The following is an 18,320-nucleotide window of genomic DNA, read 5'->3' as shown; positions in this document are numbered from 1 at the left end:
CGTCGCGGCTAAAGCCCCTCCCACAGTGATCGAAGTCAGTCACTGATCAATTGATCCACTAGCGAAGGGTCGTCGATAAAGCGATTACGCGTGCCTTGCAGCGTTTCGATCCTGTCGTTGCGCGCCTTTTCCTCGGCATCCGGCGGGTCCATGCGGTGCCAGGCCTTGTACATAGGCACCAGGCCGACAATGGGCAAGCCGTATTCGATATGCATGTAGAAGATCGCGCGAGCGATGTTGCCCTTGGCTTCGTCACGCGGCTCCACCAATTGGAAGCTGGTTTTCATATCGCAGCCGATATCGGCGAACTTGCTCGACACATCGTCGGCCAGGTCGCCGAACTGCGCATTGCGCCGCACCAGCTCGACGCGTGTCAGTGCCGGGTAGTAGTTGTGCAGGTCGGCGACGATATACGGATAGCGTGGGTTCATGATGGTGCACTGGCGGTCGGTGACGCAGCGCATCGCACTCTTGAGCTGCTTGCTGCTGTAGATCGGGCTGGCAGTCAGGGTGCCGCTTTCGCGGGCGAAGGCCTGGCCGCAATAGAGTGTGGTGCCGCCTTTACCGTACAGGTCCTTCCAGAACGCCTGTTCGATGGCCTGTTTGGCGTCGCCCAGTTGGGTCTGGCCATTGGCCGAGGCGAATGTACTGATGCAGGTTGCCAGGCAACCGAGAAGCAGGGTGACCGCGCGCATACTCTAGCCCCTAGTGACCGCCGTTGTCGGAGTCTGTTGTTTTTGTAGGACAAGCTGCAGTCTAGCAAGACGTACGTCACAAAAAACATGGTCACATGCTTTCTCCCAACTTGGGATAGTCGGGGAAAGCGTGATAGCTGACGCAGGGCGGATTTGTGTAAGCCATGGCTTACACGATGTCCCGATTATCGCCACTGTCGGTCGATCAGGTACGGGCGTACTCTGCCGGACATGGATTCAGCGCAGGAAGCGCCTAGACGAACAGGGACACGCTGGACAGCCGCCAGGATGGTGAGCAGATCAAGGATGTCAGGACTACAGTCTGCAAGGCCCCGCAATCGCGGGGTTTTCTTTTTTCTGGCCCATGGTTTTCACCGGCCTGTTCAAGCCGCGCGTTGTTCGACGCGCAATTGTTCGAACCAGTCCAGGGTCTCGTCCCAGAGACGCTGCGCCGCCGGGCGGAAATACCCCATATGACCGATAGTGCCCAGGCCTTCTGCCTGCGAGTCGAGCGTGCGCGCCTGGTAGGGTGCGTTGACGTACGCGGCCATGAAGGCATCGCGTGAGGCAGGCGGTGCCCATAGATCGTCCAGGCTGTTGAGCGCCACCATCGGCGTGTTCACCTGGGCGAAGCGCTCGGCCAGCCCCAGCATCTGCGGGTCGTCGAAGAAGTAGCGCGGGAAGCGGCACCAGCGTTTCCACTGGCGGTACACGCCTAGCGGCAAGTCCTCGCCCATGCCCAGCTTGCTCCAGGCCAGGTAGCCCTTGTAGCGCGTCATCAACGGGCCGATCATCCGCCACATGGCCAGCACGCGTATTTGCTCGGCCTTGGGCATCCAGCCGTGCCAGCCGGCGCCGGTGCCGAAGGTGTAGAAGCCGGCGACCTGATCATGGTTGGGCAGCAGGCCGAAGGCATGCCCGCCGAAGGAGTGGCCGATCATGAACAGCGGGCGCTCGGCGTGCCGGTGCTGATCCACCGCAGCGGCCAGGTCGAGGTGAGCCCAGTCCAGATACTCCATCTCGAAACCGCGCAGGCTGTCTGGCCTGGATTGGCCGATGCCACGGTAGTCCAGGGTCATGGTATTGAAACCGCGGCTGGCGGCATGTTCGGCGAAGCGCCGATAGAAGCCCTGCGGCACCCCGGTGGCGCCGGCGATCAGCAGTTGCGCCTGCGGTCGCTCGGCGTGATAGCGCGTGGCGGCCAGTTGATAGTCGTCGAGTGCCAGCAGGGGCAGTGTTTCGCTGCGAATGGGTGTGCTCATATCAGGTTGGCTCCATGCTGTGCTGGCGGGTCAGGTGCAGCAGGGTGGCGACGGCCTGTTGCAGCGGCTCGCTGCTGCCGGCGACGCGGGCTTGCAGCAGGCCGCCTTCGTAGAGGGCGATGAACAGGGTGGCCAGGCCCTGCGGTTGCGGGTAGCCATGGCGTTGCAGTTGCTCTTGCAGGGCTTCACGAATGGCGCTGAAGGCATTGGCCAGGGCAAGGCGCATTTCACTGTCTTCGGGGCCACTTTCCAGGGCGATGGCCGCCAGCGGGCAGCCGCGCTCGAAGACGCTGCCCTGCAATTGCTCGATGGCGTTCTGCAGCCAGGTGGCGAATGCCTCGAGAGGGTCGGACTGACGCTCGAACAGTGTGGCGAACCCCTGCGTGGCGCGCTGACCGACACGCTCGATGGCGGCCACGGCCAGCTCGGTCTTGCCGCCTGGGAAGTGGTGATAGAGGCTGCCCTTCGGCGCAGCGGCGCTGGCCAGCAGTTCGGTCAGGCCGATGCCATGCAGGCCCTTGCGTTGCAGGGCATCGATCATGGCGTCGATGAGTTTGTCGCGAGTGGTCTTGGTCATGGCGTGGATTATGTAGACCGGTCGGTCTAGTCGCCAGTGTCATTCAGGCCGCAGATCAGGGCATATCGGCACAGTGAAGCGCCGCCCGGAAGGGGCGGCGCAAGGCATCAGGCCTGCTTGGCCACCCAGGCGGCGTAGGCGTCGATGAACTTCTGCAGGAAGGGCTTGATACCGTCGCTGAGCACGCCGTTCTCGTCGAAGAAGTTGCCGGCGCCGCCGAGGTAGGCTTCTGGCTGCTGCAGCACGTGTACGTCGAGGAATACCAGGCACTGGCGCAGGTGATGGTTGGCGCCGAAGCCGCCGATGGCACCTGGCGAGGCGCTGAGCACGGCGCCCGGCTTGCCGCTGAAGCCGCTCTGGCCATAGGGACGCGAGCCGACGTCGATGGCGTTCTTCATCGCGCCGGGAATCGAGCGGTTGTATTCGGGAGTGACGAACAGCACTGCATCGGCCGCCTTCAGCTTGCTGCGAAACGGCGCGTAGGAGGCTGGAGCGCTGTCGCCGTCGGCGTCTTCGTTGTACAGCGGCAGATCGCCGATCTCGAGGATTTCCAGGTTCAGCGAAGCAGGCGCCAGCTCGGCCAGTGCCAGCGCCAGCTTGCGGTTGATGGAGGCTTTGCGCAGGCTGCCGACCAGCACGGCGACATTGTAAGTCTTGCTCATGTGTACTCCAGAAGGTGTGGTGAGGAAGGAACAACCACTATAGACCCCGGATGTTTCAGCAGGTGCTGAACGCGTTCAGCAGATCTTCGCTGAAGGCCTGCTGCGCCTCGCTGGGCGGATGGCCGCGGTGACTGGCCAGACGAAACTGCACGGTGAAATCCCAGGTGCCGGGCAGGGCGCGCAATTGGTCGCGATCCACCCAGGGCTGGGCAATGTGCTCGGGCAGGTAGCCCAGGTGCGCGCCGGAGAGGATGAACGCCAGGCTGCCCTCGACCTGCTCGCAACGGGCGTTGCTGCTGCCGCCTTGCCAGGGCTCGTCGGCAGCGATGAAACGGTAGGGATGCAGCACCCGGTCGCAGTCCTGCAGGTCATCGACGCTCGGCGTTGCCCGTTCGAACAGTGGATGCAGGCGGCCGCAGTACAGGCGCTGGCGCTCGTCGAACAGCGGCTGATAATTCAGCGCCGTCTGGCTGCCGGAAAAATAGCCGATGGCCAGTTGCAACTGGTCCTGCAGCAGGCGTCGCTCCAACTCGGCGGGCATGGCGCTGAGCAGTTCGATCTGCACCGCCTGGTTACGCTGGCGAAAGCGCCCGACGGCCTTGCCGATGCGCTCGATCACCTCGTTCGACAGCGCTTCGGACAGACCGATACGAAGCTCGCCGAGCAGCTTGTCGGCCATGCCCTGAGCCTCGCCCTTGAAGGTCTCGATGGCAGCGAACAGCTTGCGTGTGGCAGCCAGCACCTGCTCCCCCTTGGGCGTCAGGCGAAAGCCGGCCTTGCCGCGTTCACACAGGCGAAAGCCCAGGCGGGTTTCCAGCTTGGCCATCTGCGTGCTGATGGTTGACTGGCCAATGCCTAGCTCACCCTGCGCGGCGCTGAAGCCGCCGCTCTCCACCACGGTGACGAACAGCCGCAGCAGTTGCAGGTCGAGGTCGCGCAGTTGGCTGAGCATGCAGGCTCCATACATTGATGAATGTCGATGTTGGAGTAGAACACTTCGAATTTATCCGAAGCAACGCTGGGCGCAGGATGCACACATCCCAGCCTCCAGCAGAGAGGCACGGCCAATCAAGTCTGCCCGAGGATAAAACCATGCGTCTTGTTGCAAGTCTGCTGCTTCTGGCCATCGCCACACCGCTGATGGCGGAGCCGAAACAGCTAAACCTGTACAACTGGGCCGACTACGTGGCGCCGCAGGCGCTCGCGCGCTTCCAGGCCGAAACCGGCATCCGGGTCAAATACGACACCTTCGATAGCACCGATGTGCTGGAGAGCAAGCTAATGACCGGCGGCAGTGGCTACGACCTGGTCTTTCCTGCCTCCAGCGGCCTGTCGCGGGCGATCCAGGCCAGGGCGTTGCAACCGGTGGGAACGCTGAAAAACGCCAGCAACCTCGACCCCGAACTGCTGGCCAAGCTGGCCAGCGTCGATCCCGGCAACCAGTACGGCGTGTCTTACACCTGGGGCACGGTGGGCCTGGCGATCAACAAACAGGCCGTCGAACAGCGTCTGCCTGGCGTGGCCCTGGATAGCCTCGACCTGTTGTTCAAGCCCGAGTACGCCAGCAAGCTGAAGGACTGCGGCATCTCCGTGCTCGACTCGCCGCAGGAGGTGATCGCCATCGCCCTCAATTACCTGGGCAAGCCGCCCTACAGTGCCAAGGGTGATGACCTGGAGGCAGCCAGCGCCTTGCTCGCCGCGCTGCAACCGAACCTGCGCTATATCGGCAATGCCCGGCAGATCGATGATCTGGCCAAGGGCGAAACCTGCCTGGCGCTGACCTACACCGGTGACGCCGGCATGGCTGCTGCGCGCGCAGCCGAAGCTGGGCAGCCGTTCGAGGTGCTCTACCGCATCCCGCGTGAAGGCACGCTGATCTGGTTCGACACCATGGCCATTCCCGTCGATGCGCCGCACCCCGGCAACGCCCGCGCCTTCATCGATTTCATGCTGCAGCCCGAGGCCATCGCCGAACTGACCAACACCCTGTTCTTCGCCAACGCCAACCGTGCGGCCACGCCGCTGCTGGACGAGGCGGTGAGCGGCGACCCGGATATCTACCCGCCCGAGGCCGTGCGTGCGCGCCTGTTTGCCGAGCAGGTGCTGAACCTGCGCGAGCAGCGCCAGCGCACCCGTCTGTGGACCGCTTTCCGCAGCCAGTACTGAGCCTTTAAGAGCGGGCCCTGCTCGCGAACATCACCGAAACGAGTATTCGACCATGGACCAAGCTTTCGACAACGACCAGGCCATCACCCGCGCCAGCCTCTACGGCACTGCCGCCGAGCCGACCTACGCCGGCATCACCAGCTTCATGCGTCGGCGCTACAGCCGTGATCTGACCGGCGTCGATCTGGCCATCAGCGGCGTGCCCTTCGACACCGCCACGACCAACCGGCCCGGCAGCCGTTTTGGCCCACGGGCGATCCGCGCTGCCTCGATCCAGTCGGCCTGGGCGCGGCATTTTCCCTGGGAGTTCGACCCCTTCGACCTGCTCGCCTGCGTCGACTACGGCGACTGCTATTTCGACCACGGCACGCCGCAGGACACCCCGGAGGTGATCGAAGCGCACGCCACGCGCATTCTCGAAGCTGGCAGCGCGCTGCTGACCCTGGGCGGCGACCATTTCATCAGCTACCCGCTGCTCAAGGCCCATGCAAAGCAGCACGGCACCCTGGCGCTGATCCATTTCGACGCGCACAGCGACACCTGGCCGGACGAAGAGGGCAAGCGCATCGACCACGGCACCATGTTCTATCACGCCGCGCGTGAAGGCCTGGTCGACCCGGCGCGTTCGGTGCAGGTCGGCTTGCGCACCACCAATGATGATGTGATGGGCTTCCAGGTACTCGATGCGCGCGAGGTGCATCGCAGCACGCCGGAGCAGATCGCCGAGCGCATCCGTGCGCGGGTGGGCGAGCATCCGGTGTACCTGACCTTCGACATCGACTGCCTCGATCCGGCCTTTGCTCCTGGCACCGGTACGCCGGTGTGCGGTGGCCTTTCCAGCCATCAGGCGCTGGAAATCCTGCGCGGGCTGCGCGGTATCAACCTGGTCGGCATGGACGTGGTGGAAGTGGCGCCGCCCTACGACAACGCCGAAGTCACTGCACTGGCCGGCGCGACCCTGGCGATGGAGATGATCTGTCTGTATGCCGCACGGCATAAGCTGGGTAACTAGGGTGGAAATCGCTGTTTATTTCCACCTGGGGTATTCGCGTCGGCTGCCCATGATGGACCGGTGAAGCATGGTCCACCCTACGCTGTGGATAAAAAAACGGGCCTGTTCAGGCCCGTGAGTTCACGCTCAAAGAGTGGCCTGGCATCAGTCCAGGCTGTGCGCCAGGCCGATGGGCTCGGGCTTGAACAGCCGTGCATCCATCAGCTTCGGCTGGCGCACGATGGGGGCGAAGTCCATGCGCGCGAGGATGTCGCGCTCGATGTCCACGCCCGGCGCCACTTCGATCAGTTCTAGTCCATCGGTGGTCAGGCGCAGCACGCAGCGCTCGGTGACGTAGAGCACCGGCTGGCCACGTTCGGCAGCCAGGCGACCGGCGAAAGTGCGGTGTTCCACCTCGGCGACGAACTTGCGCAGCGCGCCGTCCTCGACGATGCGCAACTGGCCGTCTTCGATGCGGATGTCCTGCGCACCGGCGCTGAAGGTGCCGACGAACACTACCTGCTTGGCGTTCTGGCTGATGTTGATAAAGCCGCCAGCCCCGGCCAGCCGACTGCCGAACTTGGACACGTTGAGGTTGCCCGCGGCATCGGCCTGGGCCAAACCGAGAAACGCGATGTCCAGGCCGCCGCCGTCGTAGAAGTCGAACTGATAAGGCTGGTCAAGCAAGGCGCTGTGGTTGCTCGCCGCGCCGAAGTCCAGGCCCGAGGCCGGTACGCCGCCGATCACGCCGGGTTCGGCGGTCAGCGTCAGGCGCTCGATCACGCCTTCTTCGGCGGCCACAGACGCGACGCCCTCGGGCATGCCGATGCCGAGGTTGACCACCGCGTCGGCTTTCAGCTCCAGCGCTGCGCGGCGGGCGATCAGCTTGCGTACGTCCAGCGGCATCGGCGCCAGGCTGTCCACCGGTACGCGGGTTTCGGCGGCAAACGCTGGGTTGTAGGCGGTGGCGAAGGTCTGCTGGTGGTTGGCGGGGTCGGCCACCACCACGCAGTCAACCAGGATGCCGGGTATCTTCACCTCGCGCGGGTTGAGCGAACCGCGCTCGACGATGCGTTCGACCTGAGCGATCACCTGGCCGCCGGAGTTGTGCGCGGCCATAGCGATGGCCAGGCTCTCGATGGTCAGCGCCTCGCGCTCGAAACTGAGGTTGCCGTCAGGGTCGGCACTGGTGGCGCGGACGATGCCGACGTTGATCGGGAAGGTCGGGTAGAACAGGTAGTCCTCACCGTCTATGGGCATAAGGCGCACCAGATCGGCGGTGGTGCGCGCATTGAGCTTGCCGCCGCCGTGGCGCGGGTCGACGTAGGTGCCCAGGCCAACGCGTGACAGCTGCCCCGGCTTGCCAGCGGCGATATCGCGAAACAGTTGCGAGATCACCCCCTGCGGCAGGTTGTAGGCCTCTATGCGGTTGTCCACCGCGAGTTTCTGCAGCCCCGGCACCAGGCCCCAGTGACCACCGATCACCCGGCGTACCAGGCCTTCATGGGCCAGGTGGTTGAGGCCGCGGCCCTTGCCGTCGCCTTGGCCGGCGGCATACACCAGGGTCAGGCCCTGTGGCGCCTGCTCGGCGGCGAAGCGCTGTTCCAGGGCGATGGCGATCTGCTCGGCGAAACCGATGCCGACGAAACCACCGGTGGCCAGGTTGGCGTTGTCCGGGATGCGCGCCACGGCTTCGGCGGCGGTCATGATCTTGCTCATTGCGGGTACTCGAAAGCGATTGAACAACACGGCGCACAGACAGCATGGCGCCCGAGGGCGCCATGCTCGTCAGAAGCTTCCAAACAGGGTGCCCAGGGCGATGACCACCGCCAGTGCCACCATCGGGAAGGCCACGGTGTTGACGAAGATGAATTTGTACGACTCGCGGTGGGTGAGCTTGCAGATCGCCAGCAGCGAGATGACCGCGCCGTTGTGCGGCAGGGTGTCCATGCAGCCCGAGGCCATGGCAGCGACGCGGTGCAACAGTTCGGGACTGATGCCGGCGGCGTTGGCCATTTCCAGATACTGCGCGCCGAGGGTTTTCAGCGCGATGGACATGCCGCCCGACGCCGAACCGGTGATACCGGCGAGGATGTTCACTGCCACCGCTTCGGAGATCAGTGGGTTGCTGGATACGCCCAGCACCAGGTCGCGGATGATCACGAAGCCGGCCAGCGAGGCGATCACCGTGCCGTAACCCACCTCGGCGGCGGTGTTGAGGATCGGCAGCATGGAGCCGAAGGCGCCGTCGTTGACGCTCTTCTTCAGGTCCATCCAGCGCTTCCAGTGCATGGCGATCAGCAGCACGATGGCGGTGCCCAGGGCAACGATGATCGACCAGATGCCGATCAGCGATTTTGCATCCTGCAGACCACCGAATTCCGGTTTGGCCAGGTAGCTGGTGTCGACGGCCGGCAGAATCTGCTTGGCCATCAGGAAGTTTAGGCCGATCACCACGAAGATCGGCAGCAGTGCCAGCCAGAAGCCGGGGATGTCGCGGCGCTCTTCGACGACCGGATCATCGCGGTGCTCGCCGTAACCTTCGCCCGCCGCCATCAGCTTGCGCGACTGCGCGGTGAGCCACCAGGTGCCGAGGCCGAACATGATCAGGCCGGCGATCACCCCCAGGCCCGGCGCAGCGAAGGCGTCGGTGCCGAAGAAGGGATTGGGGATGGCGTTCTGGATCGCCGGAGTGCCGGGCAGCGCGGTCATGGTGAAGGTGAACGAGCCGAGGGCAATGGCACCGGGGATCAGACGCTTGGGAATGCCCGCTTCGCGGAACAGCGCGGCACCAATCGGATACACGGCGAAGGCCACCACGAACAGCGACACACCGCCGTAAGTGAGAATGCCGCAGGCCAGCACGATGGCCAGGATGGCGCGCTCGCTGCCGACCTTGGCGACGATGCCCTGGGCGATGGCGCGGGCTGATCCTGAGTCGTCCATCAACTTGCCGAACAGGGCGCCGAGCAGGAACAGCGGGAAGAACTGGATCACGTAGCCGCCCATGGCCTTCATGAACACCTGGGTGTAGGTGGGCAGCAGCAGGGCGATGTCGCCGGCGAACAGCAACGCCAGCAGGGCCAGCAGCGGGGCGAGGATCAGAACGTTGATGCCGCGGTAGGCGAGGTACATCAACAAGGCGAGGGACAGCAGAATACCGAGGGTACCCATGGGTGGTTCCTTTTGTTGTTGTTCTATTGGCTCTAGGCCGTTTTATCGAGAAGACGCGAATGCGGCAGCGCGCCTTTGCCGGATATAGAGCGAGAGTCGTGCCAGGGTGGGGTGAGACGTTGGTCGACAGGGCGGTAAGGCTTGTCGCTGGGGGATTTCAGGCTTTAGTCCGGGTGCGGGGCAGGTAGGCCGGATGTAGATTAGTGTCCAGTTTTCTAGATTTAGTCCAGTTTTTTGGATTCTGTTTGGAGGTAATTCCAGAAATATGGACGCATAGCCGACAACGGTATTTGTAGGAGCGACTTCAGCCGCGAAGCGATTTCCGGCCCGGTGGCAATCGCGGCTGAAGCCGCTCCCACGACCAGTCCCGCAGCCCGGATGCAATCCGGGGATTTTGTGGATGCCAGCTACTCCGATTTCATCCGGGCTACGTAACGGCGGTCGGTAGCGCCTTCTGTAGGAGCGGCTTCAGCCGCGAGAATTGTGGGGCTTATCGCGGCTGAAGCCGCTCCTACGAAACGCACGCAAGATCTCTGTAGGGCGGGTAAACCTGCCAATAGCCATGGCGTTTCCATGGGTAGCCCGGATGCAATCCGGGGCTTTTGGGGATGCCAGCTACCCGGATTTCATCCGGACTACGCAATTGTGGCCACACCCGTCTCTGTGGGAGGGGCTTTAGCCGCGACTGTTGTGGGGAGGCGTTGCGGGTGGAGCATCGCCAGCAATCCGGCTCCTACAGGATGAGGTGCTCAGCCCCGGCGCCCCAGGCCGTGCAGCGCCAGCTTGGCGTAGAAACCGGCGCGGGAAATCCCCAGGCGTTCGGCGGCCAATTGGCGGTTGCCGTCGGTGCCCGCCAGGGCCGCCAGCAACGCCTGGCGCTCGGCCTGCGCCAGCTGTTCAGCCAAGGTCTGCTCCGTGCTCGTTATCACCGGCACAACAGGTGCCGGCTCGCTCGCCGCTACCGGGTCGACCAGCAAACCGCACAAGGTTTCGCCATCCAGCCGGCCGTCGACCGCCAGTTGCGCCCGCTCCAGCAGGTTGCGCAACTCCCGCACATTACCTTTCCAGGGCTGGGCGCAGAGCAGGGCGAGGGCATCGTCGCTCAGTTCCATGGGCGCCAAGCCGGAACGGTTGGCCAGGTCATCGAGCAGGTGTTCGATCAACGCGGGAATGTCGCTGGCGCGCTCGCGCAGCGGCGGCACGCGCAGGGCCAGCACGTTGAGGCGGTAGTAGAGGTCATCGCGGAACTGCCCGGCGGCCACCTTGGCTTCCAGGTCGATATGCGTCGCCGCGATCACCCGCACGTTGAGCGGCTTGACCTGATTCGAGCCGAGCGGCTCCACCTCCTGCTCTTGCAGCACCCGCAGCAGCTTGGCCTGCAGAGGCAGCGGCAGGTCGCCGATCTCGTCGAGAAACAGGGTGCCGCCGTTGGCCACTTCGAATTTGCCGATGCGCGCCTTGCGGTCGGCACCGGTAAAGGCGCCGGGCGCGGTGCCAAACAGTTCGGCCTCCACCAGGGTTTCCGGAATCGCCGCGACGTTGACCGCGACGAAGGGCCCGTTGGCGCGCGGCGACAGGTTGTGAATGCCCTGCGCCAGCAACTCCTTGCCGGTACCGGTTTCGCCACGCAGCAGCACCGTCGCATCCAGTTGCGCAGCACGGCGGGCCTGGCGCTTGACCTCACTGGCCGCAGCGCTGGCACCAATGAACCCGGCGATGGTGTAGCGCGCACGACGTGCCTTGGCCAGCTCGTGCTGGGTGGCGAGCAGTTGCGTCTGCAGGTTGTTGTACTTGGCCATCAGCGGCTTGAGATGGCGGGCGCGGTCGAACAGTACGAAGCCCAGTGCGCCGACCAGGGTGCCGTCCTCGTCGCGCAGCGGAATGCGGGTGACCACGAAGTGTTCGCTGCCGAAAGCCATCAGGTCGAGCATGCTCGGCTGGCCGCTTTCCACCACCTCGCGCAGGCGGCTGGCCGGCAGCACTTCCTCGATCTCCTTGCCCAGCGCCGTGCGCGCGTCGGCGATGCCGACCTTCTGCGCGTACTTGTCGTTGATCCAGACGATGCGCGCCTGGCGATTGACCGCGATGGTGCCTTCGCACTGCGCGTCGAGGTGATCGAACAGCAGCGGCATGGCCACTGCGCGAAAGCGCTCGGGCGACACGCCGATGATCAGGCCGTGCTGGTCGAGGTCGTCGCGGGAAATGGCCATGGGCGAGTGTCCGAAAATGAGATGCCGGTGATTATGGGCAGCGCCGATCAGGCCGGGCAACGTCAACAGTCATCGGACAATGGCATTCGCCGCGCGCTTCTGGAATAGTTGGGCGGCCGCGCGTAACCCGCCGGCACCTGCCGATCGCCCACAAGGCCTGCCCGGCAGCCGTGACACCTGCCGTGTCCCTTTCGCGTGCCGACCAGGCGCGCCAGGCGAGCCATCCGCCCGCCGCTGGATCCGCACCGCTTTGCCGGTGCCACAACGACAATGACCAAGATCCATACAAGGACGCCCCGATGAAACTCAAGCGACTCTTCTCCGCGCTCGCCGCCGGCGCTGCGCTGACGGCCCTGTGCGCCACCGCGCAGGCGCGTGAATACTCCGTTTCCACTGTACTTTCCGACGCCTTCCCCTGGGGGCAGGCCGCGCAGAAGTGGGCCGACCTGGTCAACGAGCGCTCCGAGGGGCGCATCACCCTGCGCGTGTACCCCAATGCGCAACTGGTGGCCGGTGACCAGACCAAGGAATTCTCCGCCATGCGCTCCGGCCTGATCGACATGGCTGTGGGCTCGACCATCAACTGGTCGCCGCAGGTGCCGGAACTCAACCTGTTCTCCCTGCCGTTTCTGATGAAGAACGACGCCGACCTCGACGCCATCACCCAGGGTGAAGCCGGCAAGCTGGCCTTCGCCGCCATCGAGCAGCGCGGCATCGTGCCGCTGGCCTGGGGCGAGAACGGCTTCCGGCAGATCTCCAACTCGGCCAAGCCAGTGCGCAGCCCTGCCGACCTGGCGGGTCTGAAGATCCGCGTGGTCGGCTCGCCACTGTTCCAGGACACCTTCACCGCCCTCGGCGCCAACCCCACGCAAATGAGCTGGGCCGACGCCAAGCCGGCACTGACCACCGGTGCGGTGGACGGCCAGGAAAACCCGCTGTCGGTCTTCGACGTGGCGCGTGTCGACCAGGTCGGCCAGAAGTACCTGACCCTGTGGGACTACATGGCCGACCCGCTGGTGTTCGCCGTCAACCAGCGCGTATGGAAATCCCTGCCCGAGGAAGATCGCGAGCTGCTCAGCCAGGCCGCCATCGACGCCGGCAAGTGGGAGATCGAGCTGTCGCGTGGTGCTCAGGCTCAACGCCTGGCCGACGTACGTGAGCGCGGCGTGGAAGTGATCGAACTGACCGACGCCGAGCGCGCCGCGTTCGTCGAGGCCACTGCCAGCGTGCAGGAGAAATGGGCGCCGCGCATCGGCGACGCGCTGATGGAAGCCGCACGCAAGGCCGTGGCCCAGCCCTGATTCGTTTTATCTGACCGGAAGCCCCCTTAGCCTGCTCTGCTCCCCTCTCCCGCTTGCGGGAGAGGGGCCGGGGGAGAGGGCGGGGGGCGCCACCACTGGCGCGCATTGCTCCGGTCATTCGAGGTTCTTATGAGCAAGCAAGTCGACGCGCCACTGGAGCGCGTGCTCGCCACCCTGGCCCTGGTGATCATCAGCCTGATCAGCCTGGCCAACGTCGTGGTGCGTTATTTCACCGATGCATCCTTTGCCTTCACCGAGGAAATCTCGGTGTTCCTGCTGGTCATTCTCACCTTCGCCGGTGCTTCGGTGGCCATGCGCAGCAACCGACACATTCGTATCGGCCTGCTCGAGCGCCTGTTCCCGCGCCTGCGCACGCCCTTGATTCTGTTGCAGTGGCTGGCCGGCGTGCTGGTACTGGGGCTGGTCTGCTGGTACGGCGGGCAGTTCGCCTGGGAGGAATTCCAGTGGGATTCCGAATCGCCCGGCCTCGGCCTGCCCAACTGGTGGTACGTGATCTGGCTGCCGATCCTGGCACTGCTGGTGTTCGTGCGCCTGACCCAGATGACCCTCGATCGCCTGCGCGGGAGAATCAGCGATGAGCCCTGATCTTTGGCTGATCCTCAGTTTCGCCGTACTGCTGGCGCTCGGCGTGCCGGTGGCCTTCGCCCTCGGTCTGTCCGGCGCCATCGGCATCCTCGCCGGCCTGTCGCCGGACATGCTCGCCACCCTCGGTACCAACACCTACAACGGCGTGGCCAAGTACCCGCTGATCGCCATCCCGCTGTTCATCCTCACCGGCCTGGTGTTCGAGAAAGCCGGCGTAGCACTCAGATTGGTGCGCTTCGCCCAGGCGCTGATCGGCCCACGGCATGGCGGCCTGGCCCTGGTGGCCGTGCTGGTGTGCCTGATCATGGGCGGCATGAGCGGCTCCGGCCCGGCCGATGCGGCTGCCGTGGCCATGGTGATGCTGCCGAGCATGACCAAGGCCGGTTATCCCAAACCCTTCTCGGCCACGCTGATCGCTGCCTCTGCCTCGACGGCGATTCTGATCCCGCCGTCGATTGCGCTGATTCTCTACTCCATCGTGGTGCCGGGTGTGGACTTGCGCGCGCTGTTCGCCGCCGGCTTGTTCCCCGGCATTCTCGCCGGCCTGGTGCTGCTGCTGCCGGCCTGGCTGCTGTCGCGCCACTACGGTTGGGAGTCGCCGGAAGAGGGCGAGCGCCCGCCGCTGGGCGAAAGCTTCAAGCAGGCACTGCCGGCCTTGTTCGCCCCGATCCTGATTCTCGGCGGCCTGCGTAGCGGCCTGTTCACGCCCACTGAGGCGGCTGTGGTCGGCGTCGCCTACGGCGTGCTGATCGGCCTGTTCGTCACTCGTGAGCTGGACTGGCGCAGCCTCTGGCGCCTGTGCGGCGAAGCGGGGGTAATCTCTGGCGTGGTCATGCTGATCATCGCCCTGGCCGGTATCTTCGCCTGGGCCGGGACCATGCTCGGCACCTTCCGCCATCTGGCCGAATGGCTGATCTCGCTGTCGGACAACGGCTGGGTACTGCTGGCGCTGGTGATGCTCGCCGTGTTGCTGGCCGGCATGCTGCTCGATGCTATCTCGATCTACCTGATCCTGATGCCGATCCTGATTCCTGTCATGCAGCACTTCGGCTGGAACCCGGTGTGGTTCGGCATCCTGCTGGCGATGAACATCGCCATTGGCCAGTTCACCCCACCGGTGGCGATCAACCTGATGGTCACGGCCGAGGTCGCCAAGATACGCCTGGAGCAGACCGTTGGCTGGGCGGCGTTGTTCGTGGTGGTGATGTCCAGCGCCCTGCTGTTGGTGGCGATTTTCCCGGAAATTGCCCTGTGGCTGCCGCGCGTGCTGGGTTACGCGGTGTAAAACAGGCAAGGCCGTCTATAGTTGCCTGATGGTGCACAGCGGGGGCTGCGCACCACTGACGGCGGCGGTGCTGGACATAATATGGGCGACGGCGACTATAACGATCACAGGGATGTAGCGGGGCACTGCGAAGGGCTGCGCGAGTCCGGCAAACGTGCGTTGATGCGCACCATCCTGCTCGCCACCGGCCTGACCCTGGGCGGTTTTTCCGTGCTGCAGGCGTTGGCCGGCAACTACCCTTTCGCCATTCTCGAAGTGCTGAGCACCGCCTTGCTGCTGTTCGGCGCCTGGCGCATCGAGCGTGCTCGACGTTTGTACCTGTGGATCTACCTGTACCTGATCCCCACGTTCTGCTTCATCCTCTACATCATCGTCATGCCGGACGCCTCAGCGGCGGCGTTCGTCTGGCTGTATATGATTCCGCTGCTGGCCTACCTGCTGCTGGGCAAGCAGCGTGCATTCCTGCTCACCGTGCCGTTCATGCTTGCCGGGCTTCTACTGTATTTCGCCGACAATCACCTGAACCTGGACACCCTCGGCCTGATCGACCTGGGCAACGCTGCCCTGTGTGGCGTGCTGATCCTGGTGTTCGTGCACATCTATGACGGTTTGCGCATGCAGGCTTACGAGGAGCTGGAGCGTCTGGCGCAGACCGATTCGCTGACGGGCGCGGCCAGTCGCGGCAGCTTCCAGCACGCATTACAGCGCAGCATTCAGGAGGCCGAGCGCAGCAACGGGCATCTGGTACTGGTGCTGCTCGACGTCGACCATTTCAAACAGGTCAACGACCAGTGGGGACACGAGGCGGGCGATATGGCGCTGCAGCACATCTGCCAGATCCTCCAGCAGCGTCTGCGCGTAACCGATTTTCTTGGGCGCCTGGGCGGGGAAGAGTTCGGCTTGCTACTGCGCCACACCGACAGTGCTGGCGCCGACCCGCTGGTGGAGAAGCTGCGCAAGCAAATCGCCGAGCAATCGCTGGAGTACGACGGTGAGCAGATCGAACTGTCGGCCACCTTCGGTCTGGCCGCCTGGCCGAGAGATGGCCGCAGCGCCGCCGAGCTTTACCGCGCCGCGGACCGCCGCCTGTACAGCGGCAAGCAACGCGGGCGCAATCAACTGGTCAGTGCCGACGTACCGGCCGAACTGCTGCTGGACAAGTTCGACGTGCGGCTCTGAACGCGGTCTATCTATCAGCGTGCTGCGCTGGTAGGTGCGGCCGGTACACAGGGCTGCTGGCTGGCACCTGCGAGGTTTTCGACGTTGTTCAGCACGTTCTGGCCCTGGTTGACCTTCTGCGCGTTCTCCGCAACTTCCATACGCTTGGCATAGGTTGCGGTGTTGCCGTTGAAACTCTGCTGCGTCTCCAGCACGGTGTTGGCCATATCCAGCAGGCTGCGCCCGGTGGCGATCAGGTTGCTGGTCGCGCTCGGCGCGCAGGGGTCGTTAGCCAGCTGGGTATTCTGCAGACCCTGAGTTTGCGTGTTCTGCGCCAGGCACCCGCTCAGCGAGGCCAGCACGGCGGTGCTCATGAGGACTCCCAGGGTTCCTTTGATGTTCATCAGACATTCCCTTCTATGACCGTGCCCCAACCCAGTGCCGAGGCGCTGCCCGGATTCTAGGAATGGATGACCCGGCAAGAAATAGTACGGGTGTACTAGTGCCTCTTTGCCTGCCAACCAGTTCCTTGCGTCGGTCGCAGGCTCCGGCCTAAGGTGCGGACACCACAACATGAGCTGTAGTCAGCAGGGAAACGTCATGTCCGGGAGCGCCAACTCCGCCTACGACACAGAGCGCGCCCAGGCCGGGGTGCGGATGATCTTCACGTCGGTCGCGGCCTGCTACATCGCGATCCTCTACCTCCTCGGGCAGATCGCCCCGGCACTGGTCTGGAAGATCTTCGTGCTGATGGGTGTCTTCAGTGCCATCGCCACGCTGATCTGGTTCGATATCAGGCGGCGTCCGGGCAACCACCGCGGGCGCCGCCTGCTCACCATGTTCACCGATTACACGGGTATGACGGTGACCATGGCGCTTGGCGGCTCGGCCATGCTGCCGGTCTATGCGATCCTGATCTGGGTCACCATCGGCTACGGGCTGCGCTACGGTTCCGGTTACCTGCTTTTGGCCACCGTCATGGCGCTGCTGTCGTTGACGGTGACCGCCAGCACGTCGTCGTACTGGCAGTCGCAGCCCTACCTGATCCTTACACTGCTGCTCACTACTCTGATGGCGCCGGCCTACATGCATGCCCTGCTCAAGCGCTCGCGCCAGGCGGCCGAGGCCGAGCAGGCCGCCAACAGGGCCAAGTCGCAGTTTCTCGCCCAGGCCAGCCACGATCTACGACAACCCATTCACTCCATCAGCCTGTTCACCGCCTGCCTGCGTGATAGCAGCCTGGACGGCGAGCAGCAGCGCCTGGTGGAGAACATCGACAAATCACTGCACAGCGTCGCACGCCTGTTCCGCACCATTCTCGATATGTACTCGCTCGACAGCGGCAAGGTGGTGCCGCAACTGGAAGCGCTGGAGCTGCGCAGCCTGCTGCAGCAGCTCATTCAGCAAAATGCCGAGGCAGCGCGCTGGGCCGGGGTCGAGGTGCGTCTGCGTTGCCCGCCGCTGCATGTGCGTGCCGACCCGGTGCTGCTCACCACCATGCTGCAGAATCTGCTCTCCAATGCCCTGAAGTATGCGCCGGGCAAACCGCTGTTGATCGCCTGCCGCCGTCGCGGGCCAGGCGTCGTCATCGAGGTCTACGACAAGGGGCGCGGCATTGCCGCCGGCCATCTGGACAGCGTCTTCGAGGAGTTCTACCGCGTGCGCCAGGAGCGCGACAGCGATGTCGAGGGAATGGGCCTGGGGCTGGCCATCGTCAGGCGCCTGGGAGCGCTGATGGACATGCACGTGAGCATTCGCTCCGTGGAGAAGCGCGGTACGCGGGCGGTGATCGACGGTCTGCAACGCGTCGAGGCACCGAGCGCAGTGCCCTCCGCCAAGCGCAGCGCGCTGCAGACGCCGCGCATGCTCGATGGCTTGCGCGTGTGCCTGATCGAGGATGACCAGAACGTGCTACTGGCCACCGCCACCTTGCTGCAGAAATGGGGCTGTGAAGTCGCCACGTTCAACACGTTGCCCGATGCGTCGGCGCACTTCGATCTGGTGGTGACCGACTTCGACCTTGGCACCGAGGCTTCGGGTGCCGATTGCATCCAGCACGTGCGCCGCAGCAGTGGGCGCAAGGTGCCGGCGATCATCATGACCGGGCACGACGTGCGCCGTGTGCAGGAACAGGTGGGTGACAGCGATATTCCGATTCTGTCGAAACCGGTACAGCCCGCTGAGCTGCGTTCGCTGTTGGTGGCCTTGAAACTCAAGCTCAAGGCCGCGTGAT

16 protein-coding genes are annotated in these 18,320 nt (G+C 64.5%); 7 read left to right on the top strand and 9 right to left on the bottom strand.

Going from position 1 to position 18,320, the window contains the following annotated elements; translation table 11 throughout:
* Positions 1–35: 35 nt before the first annotated feature.
* The 5 genes from BM059_RS15850 to BM059_RS15830 all read right to left on the bottom strand — a co-directional run bounded on the left by BM059_RS15850 (position 36) and on the right by BM059_RS15830 (position 4,148).
* On the bottom strand, positions 36–695 hold the full coding sequence (locus tag BM059_RS15850) for an endonuclease (protein WP_074939892.1): 660 nt from the start codon (positions 693–695) through the stop codon (positions 36–38).
* Positions 696–1,078: 383 nt separating this feature from the next.
* On the bottom strand, positions 1,079–1,957 hold the full coding sequence (locus BM059_RS15845) for an alpha/beta hydrolase family protein (RefSeq protein WP_074939889.1): 879 nt from the start codon (positions 1,955–1,957) through the stop codon (positions 1,079–1,081).
* 1 nt (position 1,958) lies between these two features.
* A complete protein-coding gene (locus BM059_RS15840; RefSeq protein WP_074939886.1) occupies positions 1,959–2,534 on the bottom strand; it encodes a TetR/AcrR family transcriptional regulator in 576 nt (191 codons plus the stop codon).
* Between the two features lie 107 nt (positions 2,535–2,641).
* Positions 2,642–3,196, bottom strand: coding sequence for an NADPH-dependent FMN reductase (locus tag BM059_RS15835; RefSeq protein WP_074939884.1), 555 nt, complete (start codon positions 3,194–3,196; stop codon positions 2,642–2,644).
* A 55-nt stretch (positions 3,197–3,251) separates the two neighbouring features.
* On the bottom strand, positions 3,252–4,148 hold the full coding sequence (locus BM059_RS15830; protein WP_074939880.1) for a LysR family transcriptional regulator: 897 nt from the start codon (positions 4,146–4,148) through the stop codon (positions 3,252–3,254).
* 140 nt (positions 4,149–4,288) lie between these two features.
* On the opposite strand from BM059_RS15830, the gene BM059_RS15825 reads away from it, so the two are divergent.
* Positions 4,289–5,362: an extracellular solute-binding protein gene (locus BM059_RS15825; protein ID WP_074939879.1), complete on the top strand. Its 1,074-nt coding sequence runs from the start codon at positions 4,289–4,291 to the stop codon at positions 5,360–5,362.
* A gap of 52 nt (positions 5,363–5,414) precedes the next feature.
* Positions 5,415–6,374 (top strand): agmatinase, encoded by a 960-nt coding sequence (gene speB, locus BM059_RS15820; RefSeq protein ID WP_074939877.1) that lies wholly within the window; start codon positions 5,415–5,417, stop codon positions 6,372–6,374.
* 144 nt (positions 6,375–6,518) lie between these two features.
* Here the strand turns inward: speB and BM059_RS15815 are convergent, their stop codons facing one another.
* From BM059_RS15815 to BM059_RS15805, 3 genes are all read right to left on the bottom strand, one after another.
* The gene (locus BM059_RS15815; RefSeq protein ID WP_074939876.1) at positions 6,519–8,072 is read right to left on the bottom strand and encodes an acyl CoA:acetate/3-ketoacid CoA transferase; all 1,554 of its coding nucleotides are present in this window, start codon (positions 8,070–8,072) and stop codon (positions 6,519–6,521) included.
* Between the two features lie 69 nt (positions 8,073–8,141).
* Positions 8,142–9,527 (bottom strand): GntP family permease, encoded by a 1,386-nt coding sequence (locus tag BM059_RS15810; RefSeq protein WP_074939874.1) that lies wholly within the window; start codon positions 9,525–9,527, stop codon positions 8,142–8,144.
* Between the two features lie 749 nt (positions 9,528–10,276).
* Positions 10,277–11,737 carry a sigma-54 interaction domain-containing protein gene (locus tag BM059_RS15805; protein WP_074939871.1) on the bottom strand — a complete coding sequence of 487 codons (1,461 nt, stop codon included), beginning with the start codon at positions 11,735–11,737 and terminating at the stop codon, positions 10,277–10,279.
* Between the two features lie 299 nt (positions 11,738–12,036).
* Here BM059_RS15805 and BM059_RS15800 point away from each other — a divergent pair, with 299 nt between their 5' ends.
* From BM059_RS15800 to BM059_RS15785, 4 genes are all read left to right on the top strand, one after another.
* On the top strand, positions 12,037–13,038 hold the full coding sequence (locus BM059_RS15800; protein ID WP_013717423.1) for a DctP family TRAP transporter solute-binding subunit: 1,002 nt from the start codon (positions 12,037–12,039) through the stop codon (positions 13,036–13,038).
* Between the two features lie 129 nt (positions 13,039–13,167).
* The gene (locus BM059_RS15795) at positions 13,168–13,644 is read left to right on the top strand and encodes a TRAP transporter small permease (protein WP_074939869.1); all 477 of its coding nucleotides are present in this window, start codon (positions 13,168–13,170) and stop codon (positions 13,642–13,644) included.
* Positions 13,634–14,929: a TRAP transporter large permease gene (locus BM059_RS15790; RefSeq protein ID WP_074939866.1), complete on the top strand. Its 1,296-nt coding sequence runs from the start codon at positions 13,634–13,636 to the stop codon at positions 14,927–14,929. Before BM059_RS15795 ends, BM059_RS15790 begins: the two co-directional genes overlap by 11 nt.
* An 81-nt stretch (positions 14,930–15,010) precedes the next feature.
* Entirely contained in the window at positions 15,011–16,108 is a 1,098-nt protein-coding gene (locus BM059_RS15785) for a GGDEF domain-containing protein (protein WP_074939863.1), read from the top strand.
* 14 nt (positions 16,109–16,122) lie between these two features.
* Here BM059_RS15785 and BM059_RS15780 read toward each other — a convergent pair whose 3' ends face one another.
* Complete coding sequence (locus BM059_RS15780; RefSeq protein ID WP_074939861.1) at positions 16,123–16,491, bottom strand: hypothetical protein; 369 nt, start codon at positions 16,489–16,491, stop codon at positions 16,123–16,125.
* A 196-nt stretch (positions 16,492–16,687) separates the two neighbouring features.
* Here BM059_RS15780 and BM059_RS15775 point away from each other — a divergent pair, with 196 nt between their 5' ends.
* Positions 16,688–18,319 (top strand): hybrid sensor histidine kinase/response regulator, encoded by a 1,632-nt coding sequence (locus BM059_RS15775; RefSeq protein WP_074939859.1) that lies wholly within the window; start codon positions 16,688–16,690, stop codon positions 18,317–18,319.
* Position 18,320: the final 1 nt, after the last annotated feature.

Origin of the sequence: Ectopseudomonas composti, from assembly GCF_900115475.1 — a bacterium.
GTDB classification, from domain to species: Bacteria; Pseudomonadota; Gammaproteobacteria; order Pseudomonadales; family Pseudomonadaceae; genus Aquipseudomonas; species Aquipseudomonas composti.
Note: the sequence above shows the minus strand (reverse complement) of the source record. Positions and strands in the feature narration are given on the sequence as shown.